Below are 18,666 nucleotides of genomic sequence, written 5' to 3' on the forward strand. Positions count from 1 at the left end.
GCAGCTGCTGCATCTCGGGGAAGCCCGGCTTGAAGGTGGAAAGCTTCTGCTGATACTCCGCCTGCAGCTCGACGATGCTGGCGCGGATCTTCTGCAGCGGCTCGCTGCCGATCACCTGCTCGATGCTCTCGCCGCGACCGGCATCGATCTGGCTCAGCAGCACATCGCTGTCGAGGCGAGCCTCGATGGCCTTGGACAGAGCAGTGTTGATAGACTCAATATTGGAGGCAATCAGCGACTTTTCATCACCGGAGACCGAGATGCCGGATTGGCGGGCATAGTCCACCAGTGCCTTCTCGGACTCCTGCAGGCGTTCCTTGACCTGGATCACCTGTTCCTGGATGAACTGGCGGGCAAGCTCCGAGGTCTGGCCGGTCTGGTCGACACGCTGGTCGATGTAGCTTTTTGCAATCTGGTTGCTGACGTCGCGGGCATATTCCGGCTTCTGGTCGCGGAACGAGATCGCGAGCAGGCTGGTGTTGGGCACCAGGTTGACCGACAAGTTGTCCAGTACGCGTCGGATGGCGAGATTTTCGCGAGCTTCGGGGCTCGGATCCGTCAGTTCCTGGCCGAGGTTCAGGCCGAAGGCGCGGTTCAGGATGTTGACCGGCGAGAAGTTCGGCGCCGGATAGAGGAAGTCAGGCTTGTCGGCAAGGCCCAGCTCATAGACCACGCGCTGCGCCAGCGCCCGGCTCATGATCTTCTCGCGCGCCGTCTGGAAGGCGCGGACGTCGGAGGATTCGCTTACCACCTCCAGGTCCTGGAAGACGCGGGCCGATGGCGTCATGATCTCCAGCCGGACCTGCGACTGGTAGACCGGCGTCATCATGAAGGTGACGATCGTGCCGACCACCACCGCACAGGCGAGCAGGAAGGCAATCAGCCAGCGGTACTGGATGAGCAGGAACAGCAGCTTCAGCGGATCAAACAGGCTCTCGCGCTCAGCCTCCGCATAGCCGTAAGGCTGGTAGTTGACCGGATCCACAAGTTGCCGGCTGCCCTCATACTGGGCGAGATATCTGTCGTTTGGCAGCGCGCCGCCGGGTCGATCCAACATTCAAACAGCCTTAAAGCATTCAATCACGGAACAGTGGCAAGCCGGGCGCCGGTCGATGCGACGCCCAAAACTTCCTTCAGATTCTGCAATGCGACGCGCGAACTCGACGCGAAGACAACGACCACGTCGCCGCCATAGACCGAAGGGCTCGGCCGTGCGCCACGACGAATGTCGTCCACGTTGTAATTGGCGACATATTTGATGTCGCCGACCTGGCGGAAGACATAGACCTTGGCCGGATCCGCAACGGGGCTGAAGCCGCCGGCCAGCGCAATCGCATCCAGCAGCGACGAGGACGTCGGCAGCGGGAAGACGCCGGCGCGCTTCACCTCGCCATCCACCGTCACGCGACGGGCAGCCGATTCCTTGACCAGCACCGACACACTCGGCGACTGAAGATAATTGCGGCCGTAGGCGGCCTGGATGTCGAGCTGCAGCGCCTGCACCGACTTTCCGGCAGCTGGAACCTGACCGATCAGCGGCAGATTGATGTTGCCGGCATCGTCGACCTGCACGGTGCGCGACAGGTCCGGCACCTGGAAGACCGAAACCTCGATGATGTCCGAAATGGAGACGGGCTGTGCCACACCATTCGCCGCTGCCGGCGGCGGCGGAAGATCAGCCACAACGCGCAGCGTCGCATCCCCCGCACCCGGCGCCAGGTTCGCCATGCCGGACGACGTGCCGCCTTCGGGCGTCATGACGCTGCTTGTCGAGCAACCCGCCAGAACAGCAAAGCCGCAAGCCAGAACGCCGGCGATCAGAGAGCGGAATGTCAGCAAGCTATGCATTTTTTATCCAATCGACAAGCGACCCAGTCGTACCGACTTCATACGCGGCTTGACTGCGACTGAAGCAGCACGTCTTTGGGTAACCCAGGTTGCAAATCAACTCACCCTGAAAACGGGCTGATCCCACACAAATCTGCCCCTTTTTTCCTTCCGGGTGTTTCAAGGGCTAGCCGGACGATCATCTTCAGTAGCAATTGCGATCGCACCCGCTGTGCCGAATACCCCTCCAGCAATTCCCATCACGATCGGGTTGTTGACCGGTGCGTTGGCGACACCATTGCCTCCGCCTCCGACTGGAGTCGTGCTTTCTACCGCGACACATAAGGCTTGATCCGCAACAACCAGGCTTACAGCTGCCTGCGCGTCAATATTAAGCGAACAGCCTGCCATTGTCAGCAACGCAGTACCACCAGCACCTGTCTCGATTTGCGAACCAAGTGAGAGCTGCGTACCTGCCGAGGCAGGAACCCAACCGTTCGCTCCGAGCACACTAACTGGACCAGAGGTAGCTGAAAGCTGCCCGACCACCTGAGTTGTTGGTAAATTTGCCAACGGAACTGAACAGCCACACTCTTGTGCAAAGGCTGTTCCTGACACACCAACAGCAGAAATGCAGAAACCCAAAATCAGACGCGAACAAAGTCCTTCAAGAAGCTTCGGAAGAATCGTCATATTGCTTTTTCCTTCTCGCTAGGGTTGGTCTCTGCCCTCCGAGCCCTTTTGATCGCAACGGCTTAAGCACAGTGTAGCGAAGTATCAATTGGCTCTTTTCCAGCTAACAATTGGTTATTGGTCCGTCACTTCGCGCCGAAGCCTGTTGCCATGATCCGGATTGTGCGCAAAACGATGACGAGATCGAGCCAGGGCGAAATGTTCTTGATGTAGTAGAAATCGTATTGCAGCTTCTCATGAACATCATCGACGGCAGCTACGTGTCCTTGGTTGACCTGCGCCCAACCTGTGATGCCCGGCCGGACGATGTGCCGGTAGGGATAGAAGGCCAGTTCGGCATCGTACCAACGTGACAAGACTTCCGCTTCTGGGCGGGGACCGATCCAGCTCATCTCGCCGCGCAGGATGTTAAGCAGCTGCGGCATTTCGTCGAGACGAGTTCGGCGCAGAATGTTCCCAAACCGTGTAATACGGGGATCGTGCTCTCGGGTGATCGCCAGGTCCTTGGCCGAAGCGTCACCCGCCTGCTCCTGCCGCATCGTGCGAAACTTGTAAACGGTGAAAATTTTGCCGCGGTAGCCAACCCGCTTCTGCTTGAACAGGGCCGGGCCCCGCGACTCAAGCCTGATCGCGCCAGCAAGAATCAGGAGCAATGGCGAGGCAAGGATCAGCACCACGAGCGCTGCGAACCAGTCGATGATCTGTTTAAGCTGCAAGTAGGCCTGGTTAGGGTTCAGCGAACCCAAGGTGTTCTCGGATAGATGCTCAATCTCCACCCGGCCCGTCAGCGATTCCATTACCTGCTTGACGTGGTAGACAGGTAATCCGGAGAGCACACATTTCGTTATGAACCGCTCCCACGATGGCGGCAAATTCGCACGCAAGTCGGCCACGACCCCGTGAACAGCGGTAAAGGCCCCACTGGGTGAAGCAAGTACTTGCCAATCAACCCCTCCAACCTTGGAGAGCCGCTCAACATCTCCTTCAGGAACTATGGCCAGCCTGTATGGCTCCAGCCGGTTTACAAAAAGATTGAGGCCGAAATACCAAAGAATTGAGCACGTGAACGAGCCAATGGCCTGAAAACGGCTATAGTCAAGCCGCAGCAGGAAGATGGCCAGAAAGACTGACCCATAAGCGAGCGCAAATGTCGGCAATATGTTGCTGGAGGCAGATACACCCGGGAAGGTTCCAAGCCGTCGATATGTAAGATATCCCAGACAATGGGCAAAGGCCGCGGCAATGATTGTTACTTGATGGTTCCGCGAGAATAGCACAGCCGGATCGGCGGCCATACGTACGAGCAAGGGCAAACCGATCGCAAACGCCAGCCCTCCTAACAACTGGTATCGACGTCGCGAGAGTGGATGTCGTTTATGCCCTATTGTGCTGACGTAATGATACATATCAAGCGCGCCTAAAGGTTACCTAAGCCCCGCTGGTCGTCTGAGTGAACCGATGGGGTGGACCGAAAATTCTGCATGTTCAACAACTACAGAACGCTATTGCACGGTCTGATACCTTCGCAGTATAATTCCGGCCTATATGCAAGCAGTCAGCGCTCATGTCCATCCCCAATTTCTAGAAAGTGCAACCAACCAAAGGGGCGGCGGGCGTAGCAAGCCATTAAACGATTGTAATAAATAATTATTTTCGGTATTCAAGCGTCCTCTAACAATCCATGTTCCCGTCGACTGTTGCATTAAAGGCACTTTCCAATTGAGGTTTCATATGCCTGCGCATGTTCGCATTGGTCGCCCGTTGAGGTGCTTCTTGTCAGCTGAAAACCAATTCCGGCACCACGACTTCCCATACCTCCCGACGGATGCGCTCCCTGTACTCCTCCTGGCAGTCGGACTTGCGCCAACGCACGATGGCACCGATCTCACCGCGCGCGAGGTTGCGCCCTTCTGGAGGTGACCAGCTCCTCGCCATACGGCCAAGCAAACGTCCTTGAGCGTCCTCTATTATCCACACATCGCCCTCGCGGCGTAGCTGCAGAGCGTCCCCCACCCTTGCTGACGCGATAGCATTCAGGGAAGCATGACTGGATCCAAGTCGCCCTGCCCATGACAAGTCCACGGTCTTCAGGTCAGGCATCTGGTAGAGCGCAGTCGGGAGACTGGTGAAACCGCTGATGACAGGAGCGCTTCGGCGCAAGACCCAGTCTGCGTCCGGCGGGACAAAGGGATGCTGGCCCGAGGTCATGATCGCGAGGCTGCGTCTTGCCCTGGTCATGGCCACGTAGAACAGGCGGCGCGGCGCGTCAGCATCCTCATTTCGTGACGGTCTGTCCCAGCCTCCATTCAGAATGACGACGTCATCGAACTCCAGCCCCTTTGAACGGTGGGCTGTCAACAGCAGGAGTCCCCGCTGTTCGCTGCGTACATCGCGCGCCCATTCGGCGAACCATTCCACCATGTCCGGCACGGGCATGGTCTTGCTTGAGAGTTCCTTTGCCAGCGCGGCGATGCCCTCGCCAATCAGGTCCGTCCAGCGATTCGACGGTATGGCGTTCAGGAAGATGATAAGATCATGGACGCTCAGCGAACGGGCTGGCTCACGTTTCACTGCATCGATGAACTGCTGCATCTCACGCAGACGCCAGATGCTTGGCATACTCTCATTCGCCGTCTCCACCGGGATACCCAGCGTTTCCGCATAGGCACGTACCGGGGCAAGCCGCCGCCAGTCGCGCGCGATGACAGCTGCGCGCGTCCAGCTCCAATCCGGATCAAGTTTCGATAGCCGGACGAGTTCATCGACGGCAGCAACCGCCTGCGCCACGTCTCCTGGTGGACAGTCCAGTAGTTGCACCCGGCCATGGGCCACAGAGTCAAGCGCCTCCAGTTCTCTCCCCGGAGGTTCGGTGCGCCGGTTGCGGTCGATCGTGATGTCGTGTCCCGCTTTCATGCGTGCCGCCGCAGACGCTATGACTGCGTTTGCCGCTTCAATGATGTGCTTCGTTGAGCGGTAGTTCTCGATCAGGTATTGCGGGCGGGCGTGATAGTCGGCCTCGAACTGTCGGATGAAGTCGATAGAGGCTCCAGCGAAGGCGTAGATGTTCTGGTCATCATCGCCAACCGCAAACAGGCTCAATCGAAGATCCTTGTCCTCAAGCGAGCGACCAGCCACCGCCGAGATCAACGCATATTCCTCAGGGCCGATATCCTGGTACTCATCCACCAGGATCCAGCGGTATCCCTGGATAAGTGTCTCACGCTGCGCCTCGGCTTCCAGCTTGCTCAGCCCCTCCCCGTTCAGCTGTCGTACGGCCTCCATGACGATTCCATCGAAATCGCGCTTAGCTTCAGCCGCCGTTCCCGCAAAACTCGCACCCACGAGGCGCATTGCAAGGGCGTGACAGGTTGAGATCGTGACTGGATTGGCATCATCGCCGATCAGGTGCCGCAGCCGGATCCGTATCTCGGCAGCGGCGTGACGATTGTAGGTCAGCACCAGGATGCCGCCTGGGTTCTCACGTCGGACGCGGATCAGGTAGGCAATGCGATGCACCAGAACGCGCGTCTTGCCAGAACCCGGTCCAGCCAGAACCAGCACATTGGTCTGTTCGCGGTCATCAGTGACAATTTCCTGCTGAACGGGGTTCTTCAGTCCCTCGACGATCGCTTTCCATGACGCACCCGTCGTCTGCCGCCGGATCTCGCTGCTCTTTCCTGGCATCCAGCGGCGCAGGAAAGCGTCCCGCTCCAGCACGAAGTAATCTTCGGTCAGCCGGAGCGCATGGTCCATCTTGGTCAGCCCCTTTTCGGCATAGGCGGCCATCACATGTGTCTGGATCGTCTGTTCGGAATAGTGCTCTTCCAGCGGAGCAAAATCCTTGACGGTGAACTGGCCCCCCGAGTGATTGAGATGGATCGTCATCGCCTGCCGGAAGATGGTAAGGCCCTTACCCAGCGTCATGACCTCCTGCTCATGAAGCCACAAGAGTGAGCGGTCCATCAGCTTCGTCATGTCCTGGATACCGCTGCTGCGCAGGAACGCGTCCCCGGTCAGGGAAGCAAGAAGGTCGCCCATCGTGGTTTCGACCTGAATATCCTTGCCACGGCTTCCCTTGGCCAGTGTTCCGAGGAAATGCTTGAGCAAGAGCTCCGCAGCCTGGTGCCGAAGGCGCGCCGTCTGCTCCAGCACCTGCCAGGTCCGTTGCAGCGTCACGATCAGTGTGTTGCGGGATGCTCTACGCGGCCGCAGGTTGCCCTTTCCGCCATCCAGATCACGTCCGTCGCGGCCCATGCTACGCAGCAGCTTTTCCACGACGTCGGGTCGGACGGATGCGTGTCCCTGGTTACGAAGTGCCTGACAGGTTTCCGCGAGATGCAGTGGGATGCCTCCCGCATCCTCTGCGTCGGGCGCTGCTTCACGCATCAGGGAGATCAGAGCGTTCTCCAATCTTACCGCTTCCGCCAGGCGTTGCTGTGAATGTCCCTCGACCGCAACATGGACAAAACTCGTGACGACCACATCGTTGCGGGCGATCCCAAGCGCTTCAAGATCGGCCAGCGCCTTGTTCAGCATTCCGCCGGTCAATCCACTGACACCTGCCAACTCGTCAGTGCTGATGCCCTGATCCGCGGGCGCATTCATAAGATGGCGAGTGATGTCGAGCAGCTGCCTGCGCCGGACGCCGGTAATCTGGGCTTTGGCAAGGATGGCCTCGACCTCTTCAAAGTTGCGGATTCTTAGTGACGAGGGGAAGACCTGTACCTTGTTCTCCTCGCGTGTCAGCAGAGCGGCTTCTTCCAGCCAGGAGACTGCTGTTTTCACCCTTGTGTCTTCAGTCGAGCTATTGCGTTCGAACTCTTCATCGCTTTCAGCCCGAACGACCTCTCCGGAGGTCGCGACCACAGTGCCGGTCTTCTTCGTGCGCTCATCGAGCCGTCGAAGAGCCTTCAGAATCGCCCCGATTTCATGCCGGGCCAGACGCGAACGCGCCGAAAGCGAGAACTGTCGCTCGACGTCTTCAGCAGCATAAAGCAACACGCAATTGGCGTGGGCACGATCGCGTCCGGCGCGCCCCGCTTCTTGAAGATAGTTCTCGAGCGATCCGGGTATGTCTCCGTGCACCACCAGACGGATGTCCGGCTTGTCGATTCCCATGCCGAATGCATTGGTTGCAGCAATGATCCGCAATTCGCCGATGCGAAACCGCTCCTGGATATCGCGCTTTTCCTCCGGCGTCAGTCCAGCGTGGAAGCGCTCCGCCAGCAATCCTTGCTGTTTAAGGAAATCGGCGACGCGCTGCGTCTCACTGCGAGTGGCGCAATATACGACCGCACCGGAGGCCCCCTCCTTTGGCAACTTGGCCTCTATCACGTCCAGGATGTCCGCCAGTTTCGTAGCGCGCTGGGTCGAACGAACTTCAAAACTGAGGTTGGTGCGGACCGCACCGCCGTCCAAGAGCATCAATTCGCGGCCGATCCGTGAATGAAAGTGCTCGCGGATATCCCTTACGACTTCCGGTTTCGCGGTAGCGGTCAAGCAGAGTACTGGTGGGGGCTCCTCATCACCCGCCGACTCCGTGATGAAGCGGCTGACGTATCGGTAGTCGGGACGGAAATCATGACCCCATTTCGAGACACAATGTGCCTCATCCAGCACCCAGAGGCCGATTTCCCGTTGAGCGAGGACGGAGCGAACAGAAGTGCTTCGCAGCTGTTCCGGCGAGATCAACAGAATTGCTGCTTCACCCAGGCGAACCCGATCCAGTGCATCCTGCCGTTCCGGCAGCGACAGCATACCGTTGACAGTAACCGCCGACGAGATGCCAGCCCTCTCCATGCCCTGCACCTGATCGGCCATCAGTGCCACGAGCGGCGAGATCACCACCGTAAGCGCCCCTGTCTTTTCGAACTTCGAGAGAGCTGGAACCTGGTAGCATACGGACTTGCCTGTGCCCGTCGGCAGAATGCCGAGGACACTCGAGCTGCTCATCGTCTCGTCCACAATCCTTTCCTGCAACGGTCGGCCAAAATCGTCGACAGGCTCCGCTCGGAAGGAGTCAAACCCGAACCATTTCAACAATGCGCGAACCGGATCGTTCTTCTCGCTGCACCAGGTACAGTCCGGGGACTTGCAATTGCTGTCGCGCAGATGCCGCACGATCAATGCGGACTCGCGGAACTGAGCCCGTACCCAGGGCGGCATGACGGAATCTCCACCCGCCACCAGTATCCACGACAAGGCATAGGCCATCGGCCAACCGAGCCGCGGGCTTGAAAGACGGGCTAACACCTGCTCGATACGCCTTCCGCAGCCGCGCTCTGCCAGCAACCTGGAAAGCGCCGCCTCGGCCTCATCCCGACCAGGAACAGCACTCCCCCGAACAAGCTGGAACACTGCATCAAAACCGCCGGAGTTTTCCATCCTCGTGGTCAGGAAATGATACGCCGTCACGGCCTCCGACTGTTCAGCATTCAGCTTCACCAAGGCGTCCAGTTGGTTTCGCAACACTTGAAAAACAAGGCGTGCGTCGAGTTCCGGATTGTTGACATGGCCCGCCTGCAAACGCCCGTCATGGTAGTGCTTGACGAGGTGATGATAGGGACTACGCGGAAAGGCGAGCGGATTTAGCCAGAGGGTGTCAATTGCAGACTTGGAAAGGTCTGCAAGCTTCGGTCGTACCGCAGCCAGCTGAGGTAGGTCATGCCGCAGAATATTGTGCCCCAGCAGGTGTTCTGCTCCGGCCGCTTCCAATTCCAGCCGGTCCAGCGCTGCTTCGAGATTGTTCCTCTTCGCAAGTATTGGTTCCCGATCATCATCCAGTACGGCGGCAAAGGCGAAAATCTTGGCGGTTGATGGGTCCACTTCTAGATCGAGGGATATGCAACGCTGCAGGAGGGGTCGGAACAACTCGGTCATTCGAAGGCGGCAAAAGTATCCATTTGAAATAATTCGGGATAATGGTCATGTCAGCAACCGAAGGTCAATGTGCAACTTGCGTCTTGGTCCGCCCGCGCGGACCATGCGCCAACAATACATCGCGGATTGCCGTCCCATGTCCACTGGGAGCCTTTGATGGCGAGAAGTGTTTCAGCGGCAAACGTCGTTTATTGCTCTCAGCGAAAGCACGCGCCACGATCGCTTAGGACCGCCAGCACCCCTTCGAGTTGAGACACTTTTCAGGCACGTCGGCATGAGTTGCAGGCCAGTTGCTGTAACCTGCAGGCAATTGATCTCAAAGTGCCCGCAACTTGAAAAAAATTGCTGTAATTGGATTCAGAATCCTGGATTCTCGGTTCAGGGTTCCATGAGAACGTTACAAAACTCGAGATTTCGGATTCAGCTGCAAACGTCGTTTACGGAAGCGGCGAAAAGTCAGGGGAGCCGGTGGGCTGGAGATGACGAGGCTTGATGATCCCCAATCTGCCGGTGTGCGCGTTATAATCTAGCGGTTAGCCCCTCCCCTAGGGTTGTTTTTCAATCGTTAAGGAGACGCCGTTTCCGTGATGGCGTGGATGCGGGAGGCAGTGGTCTTTCGCCACGTAGGGAGGTCGTGAAAAGCGATTCAATACCAAACGCCGTTAGCTACTCCACGCGCGGGCGCAACCTGCAGACCCGGTCCGGCAACGAACGCCATTCTAAATCAAGACACCTTCCCCACATGTTGCCGAACATTGCGGGCAATGTGCCGAAAATTGCAGGAAATGGATTTCAAGTTGTCTGCAATGTAAAAAAATTGCTGTAGTCCGATTCAGAATTCCAGATTTCCGATTCAAAGTTTTATGGCAACGTTACATAGTTCGATATTCCCGATTCAACTGTAAACGTCGTTTTCTGGATGGTGTAAAAGGTAAAAAAATCTTTTTGCGCCGACAACCTTTGAGCTCATCATGGTCAGAAACATCAGGCAACACGGAGTTTCGCCATGGGAAAAAGCAAGAATGAGCAAGAGAAGTTGCGCACGCAGCGCGACTATCAAAAGGAATATAGGGATCGAATGCGCGCTGAGCGCAGGCCTGGCCGCGATGACGTTGCAAGAGTCTGCCTCCACCTCATGATCATGAATGCTGACAAGAAGGGAGGTCAGGACGTTGGGCGTCTGATCGAAGTTATAGCGGAGCCGCTGACTGAACAAGGGTTCGATCAGAATGCTTCGCTTGATGTCATCGAAAACCTGATCGAGAAATATACAAAAGGAAAATGGGATTTCCGTCGCAAGATGCATCTGCGGAGAAGGCCCGGTGATGGGGGCACCGACGGCACGAAGAAGAGCTGAAGGGACGATGGTCAGTTGTCACGGCGCTAAGGTCAGCAGGCTTGCCGATACAGAGCTGTATCTGCTATCCTGCTAACATAAGTTAGAGGCACAAGTAGGCATGACAAGGCTCTCGATATACATAGCGAATTGAACGCCCCCACGCGATCGTTTCAGCTATCTGAGCCAATGCCATGTCACAACCCTTCCGCTTCCCAGTTCGTCCTGAAATTCTACCTCAGCAATACACTTCGGACACGAAGCCATTCTCCGCTACTGCAACCGTCCCTTCGCGTCTGTAAGCGAAATGGATAAGCACTTGATCGAGCGCTGGAACGCGGTAGTTGGCGACAATGATATCGTATTCCACCTTGGGGATTTCGCTCTTGGCGATGCTGATTGTGTGCGCTCCATTTCAATCGCCTGAAAGGCCGGAAGTACCTGATCCTGGGCAACCATGATGTCCGCGGAGGGTCGGACGTCAAACCGCACATCCTTGCGCTCGACTGGGAGCAGCCTCCGACTGCGACCCTTGCAACGAGGGATGAGTGCCAAAGGGTCTTTCTGAGCCACTACGCCCACCGCACATGGCCGGTACAGCACAATGGGGCGATCCACTTCTATGGCCATAGCCACAACACGATTCCGCACTTCGGTATGTCCCGCGACGTCGGCTGCCCGGACGTCGCCTTCCAGCCCCGCACCTTGCGCGAGCTGATGAGCATTCTTCCCGCCGGCGAGACCTCCTAGAACCGCCCTCCCCGACCTGGCTTGAGCAAACGCCGTTTGCAGCTTTGTGCTGTATTCTCCCCATTACTCCTGAAAACGCCGTTTGCACATGAATCGGATTTCAAGTGCACAGGGACAATCCAGGTGAGATTCAGCGTAATTGAGGATGAGACTCTGCGGCGGGGATGGATCTGAGGAAAGGCGTAGCCTAACCGAAGATGCATTCCCGCTGCGGCGCAAAGTTTCAGCGTCTCATGATCACGGTTGACCGGCTATGTTGGTGACTTTCAGGAGGAGAGCCACTTTGTGCCGGGTCGCCATGCAATCGATCATCAGATGATGATTATTCATGAAGTATCAACAAACGCATACTGTTGAAGTCGCGAGCACGAAAGCATCCGTGAGCCGGGCAACGGCGTACCGCCTTGAGAAGGAAGCCCGGCTTGCATTGCAGACAAGACCTCCCGCGGCCGCCGTCGCCCCGATCCGCTTGAGCACGTATTCGATGCGGAGGTTGTTCCTCTCCTCGAAGCCGCTCCCGGTATCCGCGCGGTCGCCGCTTTACGATGAGATGTTGCGGCGACATCCAGAGTTGTCGGCAGGGATCCGTTGCACATTTGAGCGCCGCATGATCGGGAAGGATGGCCTGCTCCCAGGTTCCTGTCTGCAATCGCAGGCCGCACTGGCACGATCACGCGGTCCCAAGCTCCTGTAGTTGGCCCTTCTCGAGGCCGAAGGGCATCCGTTATCTGAAGCCAATTGTGGGTCAAACCCCCTCTTGTTTGTGCTGTTCCATTTGCATATCGCCGATCTGAGATCGGTGCACGATCATTGCCTACTACGGCTGTAGAGCTCTCATAACGACGGGCCTGTGGATAACTTTCACGTGCGGGCTTAGGCTCTCGCTAGATGCAAAATGCCTATGGCTACTGCGTTTCGCACTATTCCTGCGAACGAGAAAAAGCCGGTGATATCCGGGACTTAGATAAAAGTGGCGGTTTGATATCTTTTTCAAGGAGGGATCCTTGCAGGCCAAACAAGATCCTGCAATAGTCCCCTTGCCTGATCAATCAGGCGCCTCCATCCTAGTGTTCCAGCACCAGGATGGAGGCTGAACTCAGCCCTATCTAGCGGGAGCCAAGCCTGTGTCCTTCCTTATCGATACTCGCGTTCAAATAAAAGATCCATCTCCTGTGGGGAATGCTTCCCTGATGGTCCAATCGCGGAAATAAATCCCGCTTCCTGCGCGTTCGCTGCATGCTAGCTGCACGAACTCCCTGTTTTGATTTTTAGCCGTTCCAAGCGTGCGCAGACGCGCAACGCCTGATCCTCGGCTGTCTTCAACGACTGGTACTGCGCACGGATAGCACGTGTGCGGTCGGTCTCTCACATCCACTGGCTCCAGACAGAACAACCCTGTCGGAGAAGGAGAAACCATGTTCGCAGAAACGATTATTGGCTACATTGACTTCGTCAAAAACAAGATTCCCCTGCGCAATTTCGAGCGCGAAGCAAACGTGTCATCAAACCTGGCACTCCTTCTGCACTCCATTGATTACGCTCAAGATCGGGCGAGCAAGAAACGTGAGCTCTGCGACTTGATAACGCGCTATTCGCTTTGGAACGAGGGCGAAAAGATCATCGGAGTGATCGAAGAAGCAATGGTCAACGGGCAAGACACGGCCGGCAAGGAGATCCAACTGTCGCGCCCCCAGCCCCTGACGCGGGATACATTCGAACATGTCATTGATTCGGTCGCAACAAAAGCCACGCTGAGCGAAATCGACGTCCCCCGGATCCGCCAGGAACTGCCGCCCGGCCCCTATGCTTTCGATCTGCTTATTTATGAGCCAGAGCAGAACCGGCTGCGCGCCATCCATATGCTGTACGGCGTCGCCGCGCAGGAAGGCGCGCTTGGCAAGTGGTATGGAGAAGCAACCTTCGGGGCATGCCTTTGGGACCGGCTGGGGCGGCAATACTTCGGCATTGAAGACGCCCTTTGCGAATTCGCGCTGATCGACCCGCTACTCAACGATAGTCTTGTTGAAGATGGCATTTGGGCGCTTGCTGATCTTGATCGACTGATCGGCAAACCAGGCCTCGCCGATAAAGCTCTCAACGTGCAAGAGGCTCTTCGTGAGGAAGTGACCCTGTGGCTTGGAGACGTATTCGCCAAATCGCAGGCGGACCAGGAGCGATTGATCGATGAAGCGTTTGTCGAGATTGCGCTCCAGGCAATCGACAGCCTGCATAAGCCGAACTACCGGATTTTGACGCCCCGATCTGAGTCACCCTGACGGACATGATTACAAGGGTCTCGATGAGCACGTGTGAAGCTTATGAGCCTGCGCCACGGCAGACCCGCCAAGTGCTGGCGCATAAAGTACCCGCTGATGCGCTGATCGCCCCTTTGCTGGAAGGCGGACTGCCCCGTTCTCAACAAGGCACCCAACGACCATCGGGGGGAGCAGCAGAGCTATGCCAAGGTTGGAGTTACGCTTCCGGAGCATCTGCTGCACTCATAAACGTTCGGCATACTCCTGGCCGAATGTGTTGAGCGTTCCCGGCAAGCACACCAATGCACCGGATTTCTGAAGTGTCGATCCACGTGCGCGTAGCTGCACTGCGCGCACGAACGCCCTCATTTTTCATCATTCATCAGGAACAGTCCATGACCATCATCAAAAACGGCAAATACAACCGTGAACGCCTCAAAACTGAAATCACCTCGCTTCGGAGTCTGGCTGATGATCTGGAGATGATATTGAACGGTTGTTATCCGAGTATGCAGCAACTGGATACCTCACCGGCGATCACGAATTGGAAGCTGAGTGCGCGCCCCGCTACTTGTCTTGCGGGCACTTTAGTGGAGCACCCCCGCCTTGGCAGCCTTGTGCCCAATGGCATTACTTCCGAGGTTTGGCTTATCGATCTCGACAGAAATTATGCGCGCACATTCAGCCGCTTTTACCGGCTCGGAGAAAAAGCCACCGACGCTTAACCGGCGGACGAACTGGTAACCACATCAACAGGCATGACCATTTGGGGGGCACTGCGCGTCTTTCCTGAGACCCCGCTGTGCGTCATGGAAAATCTGAAAAGAAATCAACTCGGAAATCTGGGCAAGGGGGATACGTATGAGACTGTGGATCTGGTCTGACGTCCATTCTGAACAGCAGCAAGTGGCTTATCCAACACGAGAGCAAGCGCCCGATTGCGATGCGATTGTAATCGCTGGCGATCTCATATCGGCTGTGAGCGTCCGGCGAACGCATTTTTCGGGTGTCGAGAGATGGAAGCTATAGGGCGCGTTTCATCTCATCGGCGATGATGCGATCGATTATTTCAGGATCGCACTGTGTGTCGATGAGGAACTCGCGGATACCGCCGTCCCACGTCCTGATGTCGGCGAGTAGGCTTTGAAGTTCTTCGATGCCATTCTGGGTCAGACCCTTCGTGCCATCTTCAGTGCCATCGCTAACGTAAACCAGTTCGCCCTCGGAGATGTTGTCTGAGTTTGCGGTCACTTCTTCGATCAGTTCGAGGTTCTCGCCGATCATGCCTGCAACTTGGCTGGGTGTGTAGATGAACCTCGAGCGCGCCATCAGGCGGCCTCGCATCGAGGGTTTGCTGGCATCCAGTTCCAGGGCAGCAGGTCTTCAATTCGATCCTTGGGATGATCCTGGATCCGGGCGAGGACATCTGTCAGATACACCTCCGGATTTTGGCCGTGCAATTTGACCGTTCGATGATGGTCAGGATGTTGGCGATGCGCTCACCGCCCTTATCCGAGCCGGCAAACAACCAATTCTTCCTTCCGATTGCCATCGCCCGTTCATTCTGCCCATGTCGGACAAGAGCTGAAAGTACACTACCGCTGGCACCCTCATTTCGGTCGGACGGTTATCGTACGGCGAGTAGAGCAGCGAGCCACTGGTCAGTTTCTCAAGGTGGAGGGACCGTCTGGCATCGTTGTCTCGATTCCAGCTTGGATAGTGGATCCTCTCGTCTGCGCCGATATGAGAATTGGCCAGCCGCAGGTTGATCTTGCGACGCTGTTGGATCTCAAGAGGCTGGTCACGCGGACTGCTGCTCCCACAAACTCCCCGAGCGATAATGGAATCGCAAGGGAGGAAATCGATGAAGCAGCACGACGCGCCTGTGCGGACGTTGGGCAGGCAGATGAGCCTGATGTTCGAACCATGCAAAGTGGAGGGAATGAACGATGCCGAGCGGGCGGAGGCCATAACCACGCTTGCCCAGGTTCTGATGCAGGCCGCCGGCCTAGTCATCGAGGAGCTCGATGATGAACGTCACTGAACTGATCCCTACACAACTCTTGAAGCGCAAAGCCGTCGTCTATGTGCGTCAATCGTCGCAGTCTCAGGTCATGACCAACCTGGAAAGCCAGCGACGGCAATATGATCTCGCCGATATTGCCCGCCAGCACGGGTTCATCGATGTCGAGATAATCGATGACGATCTCGGGCGATCCGCGAGCGGAACCGTGGCGCGCCCTGGCTTCGATCGGCTTGTTGCATGGCTTTGCGCCGGCAAGGTGGGTGCTGTCTTGTGTCAGGATGCGTCAAGGCTCGCGCGAAATGGGCGTGACTGGCACCATCTTCTGGAGTTGTGCGGACTGGTGGAAGCCCGGGTCGTTGACCACGACGGCGTATATAATCCCTGCCAGCCCAATGATCGCCTGCTCCTGGGCATGAAAGGCAGTATCAGCGAGTTCGAACTCGGCGTGCTCAGGACACGAATGCTCGATGCCGCCAGGTCGAAAGCGCGCAGGGGCGAACTGCGCTTGTCAGTTCCGTTCGGTTACATCTGGCACCGCGAAGCGGGGCTGGGACTCGATCCTGATCTGCGCTTGCAGGAGGTGATCCATCTCATCTTCACCCGCTTCCGTGAACTTGGCAGCGCGCGGCAGGTATTGTTGTCGATGACGGCTGATCAGATTCACTTCCCTCGGCCTTCCGATGAAGGGCGCATGACCAGCTTCACCTGGCTGCCGATCCGCTATCGCAACGTGATCTCCGTGCTCAAGAATCCCTTTTACGCGGGCGTTTATGTTTACGGGAAAAGCGAAAAACGGACTTCCATTGTCGATGGGCGCGCGCGGCGGAGTTACGGACACAGCAAGCCGGTCGGGACCTGGGAAGTGTTCATCAAGGACCATCATGAAGGCTACATCGGTTGGGACGAATACGAGCGAAACCAAAACAGTTGGCGCTCAACAACTACGGTCGCGCCGACGGCGTAAAATCGGGCCGAGGAGGCCGAGCGCTGCTTTCAGGCATCATGATTTGTGGCCGCTGCGGGCGGCGACTGTCTGTTGCCTATACCGGAAATCCGCAAAGCCGACCCGTCTATCGCTGCGACAAGCCCAATCTGATGATGGGTTTGCCCCGGTGCATGACCTTTGGTGGCCCCCGGGTAGACGCGGCTGTTGCGCGCGAACTGTTACGCGCGGTAGAACCCTTGGCAGTCGAGGCCGCGTTCGAGGCGGAGCGGATGCATCGGGAAAGACAAGACGACCAACGCCGGATCCTCGATCTGGAACTCCAGCAGGCCCGTTACGAGGCTAATCTTGCCGAGCGCCGCTACGCAGCATGTGATCCCGACAATCGTCTGATCGCCGCTCAGTTGGAGAAGAACTGGGAAACCGCGTTACGCCGTGTGCAAGATCTGGAAATACGCCAGCCGGTTGGAAGCACATCAACCTTCGAGGTTGATCCAGGCTCTTTTGTCAACATGGCGGAGAACCTGTCCGCCGCCTGGAACGCCCCAGATGTGACGATGCGTGCCCGTCAACAACTGCTGCGGACGCTGATCGCCGATATCATTGTCGATGTCGATGAGACAGTTCGTGACGTCGTTCTCACGATCCACTGGCGCGGCGGCCAGCACTCAGAACTACGTGTCCGCAAGCCCAAGACTGGGGAACACGGTTGCGCGACAACTGACGATGCGTTGGCAGTCATGCGCAGCATGGCAGGCCGCTGGTCTGACGAGCATATCGCAGCTTCGCTTAATCGAATGGGCATTCCGACAGGCCAGGGGAAAACGTGGACCGCGAAACGCGTTAGCTCGGTGCGCCGTGTCAGGAACATTCATGCCTACCTATCGGCTGAGAAAGGTGGCGAATGGTTGACCATGTTGGAGGCTGCCAGATCGCTTGGCGTAACGAACCATACCATTCGCCGCCTTATCAAGACCAATATCCTTCCCGCCATACAAGTCGTTCCAGGCGCGCCTTATCAAATCCGGACGTCGGACCTTACGGCCGACGCGGTAAAAGCCGCGATCGCCCGAAAGGAGCGCCCGTGTCGCCCTGTCGATCAAGACACGCTTCCAATGTTTACAGATACTTGAGTAAGGAGTGCATAATGAAACACGCGTCCCAGTGGGTCGTACGAGATTTTCGATCCTGTTGAAGTCGATCTCGACGCGACTGTCGGTGAGGAAGGTCTGCAACCCGTCCCATTGTTTGTGGATATAGGTGAGCTTTTCGCCCAGCCGAGACTTGGCGGATACTCTGCAACGCTGTGCCTGAGCCATTCACCTGACGCGGGGACCAGCGGCGCGGTTCGAGCTTGCCGGGGGGACAGGCGCTGGCCGGGTGAGGTATCGTGGATGTCGGCCTCTACAGCATAAGATTCGGCAATGCGACGCTACCCTCGGCGGCGATCTCGGAGCCGTCCCGGTCGAATTGGGTGAGCCCAGCAATGGGCCACCCGAATGGGAGCACCGCCCTCGCGAGAGGGTTTGGTCAATCGGTTGTAACCACTGCACGGTAAATATATCTACACGACATTTGATCCGCCAGTTGGTCTGCCCGGTGGACATCTGAGGACGCGCCAATCAATGCAGCGTGGAGCACACGCACGGCTTCGTCCTGGTCCTGCATTTTCACGAGAACCTGAACGTCCACACCTCGCCCGCATTCCTGCACCGAAATCGGCTGAATCCCGGCGGCGTCAAGTGCCGAAAGGCTCTGCAGCACCGTGTTCAGACCCTTGAGATCGCGCCCAATCACTGAGACGAGACTTGCTCTCGTTGCGATGACATCAGGAGCTATGGTCGGAACTGGGTGACGGGGCCGATCAGGCGGCGTGTTGATCTGGCGTCGTCGTGACGGCAACGCCGTCGGCGAATTTGATGCCTTCGACGACCATTGGCAACTGATTTTCGCCCTT

The 18,666-nt window shown here is 57.2% G+C and carries 11 protein-coding genes and 4 pseudogenes; 7 read left to right on the forward strand and 8 right to left on the reverse strand.

Annotated elements, in window-relative coordinates:
* The 5 genes from IEX27_RS20320 to IEX27_RS20340 form a co-directional block, all read right to left on the reverse strand.
* On the reverse strand, positions 1 to 1,057 hold a 1,057-nt coding region (locus IEX27_RS20320), incomplete at its 3' end, for a GumC family protein (RefSeq protein ID WP_244630481.1).
* Between the two features lie 23 nt (positions 1,058 to 1,080).
* Positions 1,081 to 1,848, reverse strand: coding sequence for a polysaccharide biosynthesis/export family protein (locus tag IEX27_RS20325; RefSeq protein ID WP_188722918.1), 768 nt, complete (start codon positions 1,846 to 1,848; stop codon positions 1,081 to 1,083).
* A gap of 159 nt (positions 1,849 to 2,007) precedes the next feature.
* A complete protein-coding gene (locus tag IEX27_RS20330; protein WP_188722919.1) occupies positions 2,008 to 2,520 on the reverse strand; it encodes a FecR family protein in 513 nt (170 codons plus the stop codon).
* A 125-nt stretch (positions 2,521 to 2,645) separates the two neighbouring features.
* Positions 2,646 to 3,926, reverse strand: coding sequence for a sugar transferase (locus IEX27_RS20335; RefSeq protein ID WP_188722920.1), 1,281 nt, complete (start codon positions 3,924 to 3,926; stop codon positions 2,646 to 2,648).
* Between the two features lie 370 nt (positions 3,927 to 4,296).
* On the reverse strand, positions 4,297 to 9,399 hold the full coding sequence (locus tag IEX27_RS20340) for a RecQ family ATP-dependent DNA helicase (protein ID WP_188722921.1): 5,103 nt from the start codon (positions 9,397 to 9,399) through the stop codon (positions 4,297 to 4,299).
* Positions 9,400 to 10,405: 1,006 nt separating this feature from the next.
* On the opposite strand from IEX27_RS20340, the gene IEX27_RS20345 reads away from it, so the two are divergent.
* The 5 genes and pseudogenes from IEX27_RS20345 (at position 10,406) to IEX27_RS20365 (ending at position 14,465) form a co-directional block, all read left to right on the forward strand.
* Positions 10,406 to 10,756, forward strand: coding sequence for a hypothetical protein (locus IEX27_RS20345; protein WP_188722922.1), 351 nt, complete (start codon positions 10,406 to 10,408; stop codon positions 10,754 to 10,756).
* A 378-nt stretch (positions 10,757 to 11,134) separates the two neighbouring features.
* A complete protein-coding gene (locus IEX27_RS21490; protein WP_244630482.1) occupies positions 11,135 to 11,485 on the forward strand; it encodes a metallophosphoesterase family protein in 351 nt (116 codons plus the stop codon).
* Positions 11,486 to 11,770: 285 nt separating this feature from the next.
* Positions 11,771 to 12,095: pseudogene (locus IEX27_RS20355) on the forward strand (IS21 family transposase); the annotation flags it as partial.
* An 805-nt stretch (positions 12,096 to 12,900) separates the two neighbouring features.
* Entirely contained in the window at positions 12,901 to 13,761 is an 861-nt protein-coding gene (locus tag IEX27_RS20360) for a hypothetical protein (protein ID WP_188722923.1), read from the forward strand.
* A 374-nt stretch (positions 13,762 to 14,135) separates the two neighbouring features.
* On the forward strand, positions 14,136 to 14,465 hold the full coding sequence (locus tag IEX27_RS20365) for a DUF6634 family protein (RefSeq protein ID WP_188722924.1): 330 nt from the start codon (positions 14,136 to 14,138) through the stop codon (positions 14,463 to 14,465).
* 298 nt (positions 14,466 to 14,763) lie between these two features.
* Here IEX27_RS20365 and IEX27_RS21625 read toward each other — a convergent pair whose 3' ends face one another.
* Both IEX27_RS21625 and IEX27_RS20375 read right to left on the reverse strand, forming a co-directional pair.
* Entirely contained in the window at positions 14,764 to 15,069 is a 306-nt protein-coding gene (locus tag IEX27_RS21625) for a hypothetical protein (RefSeq protein ID WP_308642638.1), read from the reverse strand.
* Positions 15,069 to 15,298, reverse strand: a pseudogene (locus IEX27_RS20375) (transposase domain-containing protein); the annotation flags it as partial. The gene IEX27_RS21625 and the pseudogene IEX27_RS20375, both read right to left, overlap by 1 nt.
* Before the next feature lie 306 nt (positions 15,299 to 15,604).
* Between IEX27_RS20375 and IEX27_RS20380 the strand changes: the two are divergent.
* Both IEX27_RS20380 and IEX27_RS20385 read left to right on the forward strand, forming a co-directional pair.
* Positions 15,605 to 15,784 (forward strand): hypothetical protein, encoded by a 180-nt coding sequence (locus IEX27_RS20380; RefSeq protein WP_188722925.1) that lies wholly within the window; start codon positions 15,605 to 15,607, stop codon positions 15,782 to 15,784.
* Positions 15,771 to 17,842: pseudogene (locus tag IEX27_RS20385) on the forward strand (recombinase family protein). Before IEX27_RS20380 ends, IEX27_RS20385 begins: the two are co-directional and overlap by 14 nt.
* A gap of 90 nt (positions 17,843 to 17,932) precedes the next feature.
* On the opposite strand, the pseudogene IEX27_RS21495 reads toward IEX27_RS20385, so the two are convergent.
* A pseudogene (locus tag IEX27_RS21495) lies at positions 17,933 to 18,028 on the reverse strand (hypothetical protein); the annotation flags it as partial.
* Positions 18,029 to 18,666 lie beyond the last annotated feature (638 nt).

This window comes from Nitratireductor aestuarii (genome assembly GCF_014641695.1).
Lineage (GTDB): Bacteria > Pseudomonadota > Alphaproteobacteria > Rhizobiales > Rhizobiaceae > Chelativorans > Chelativorans aestuarii.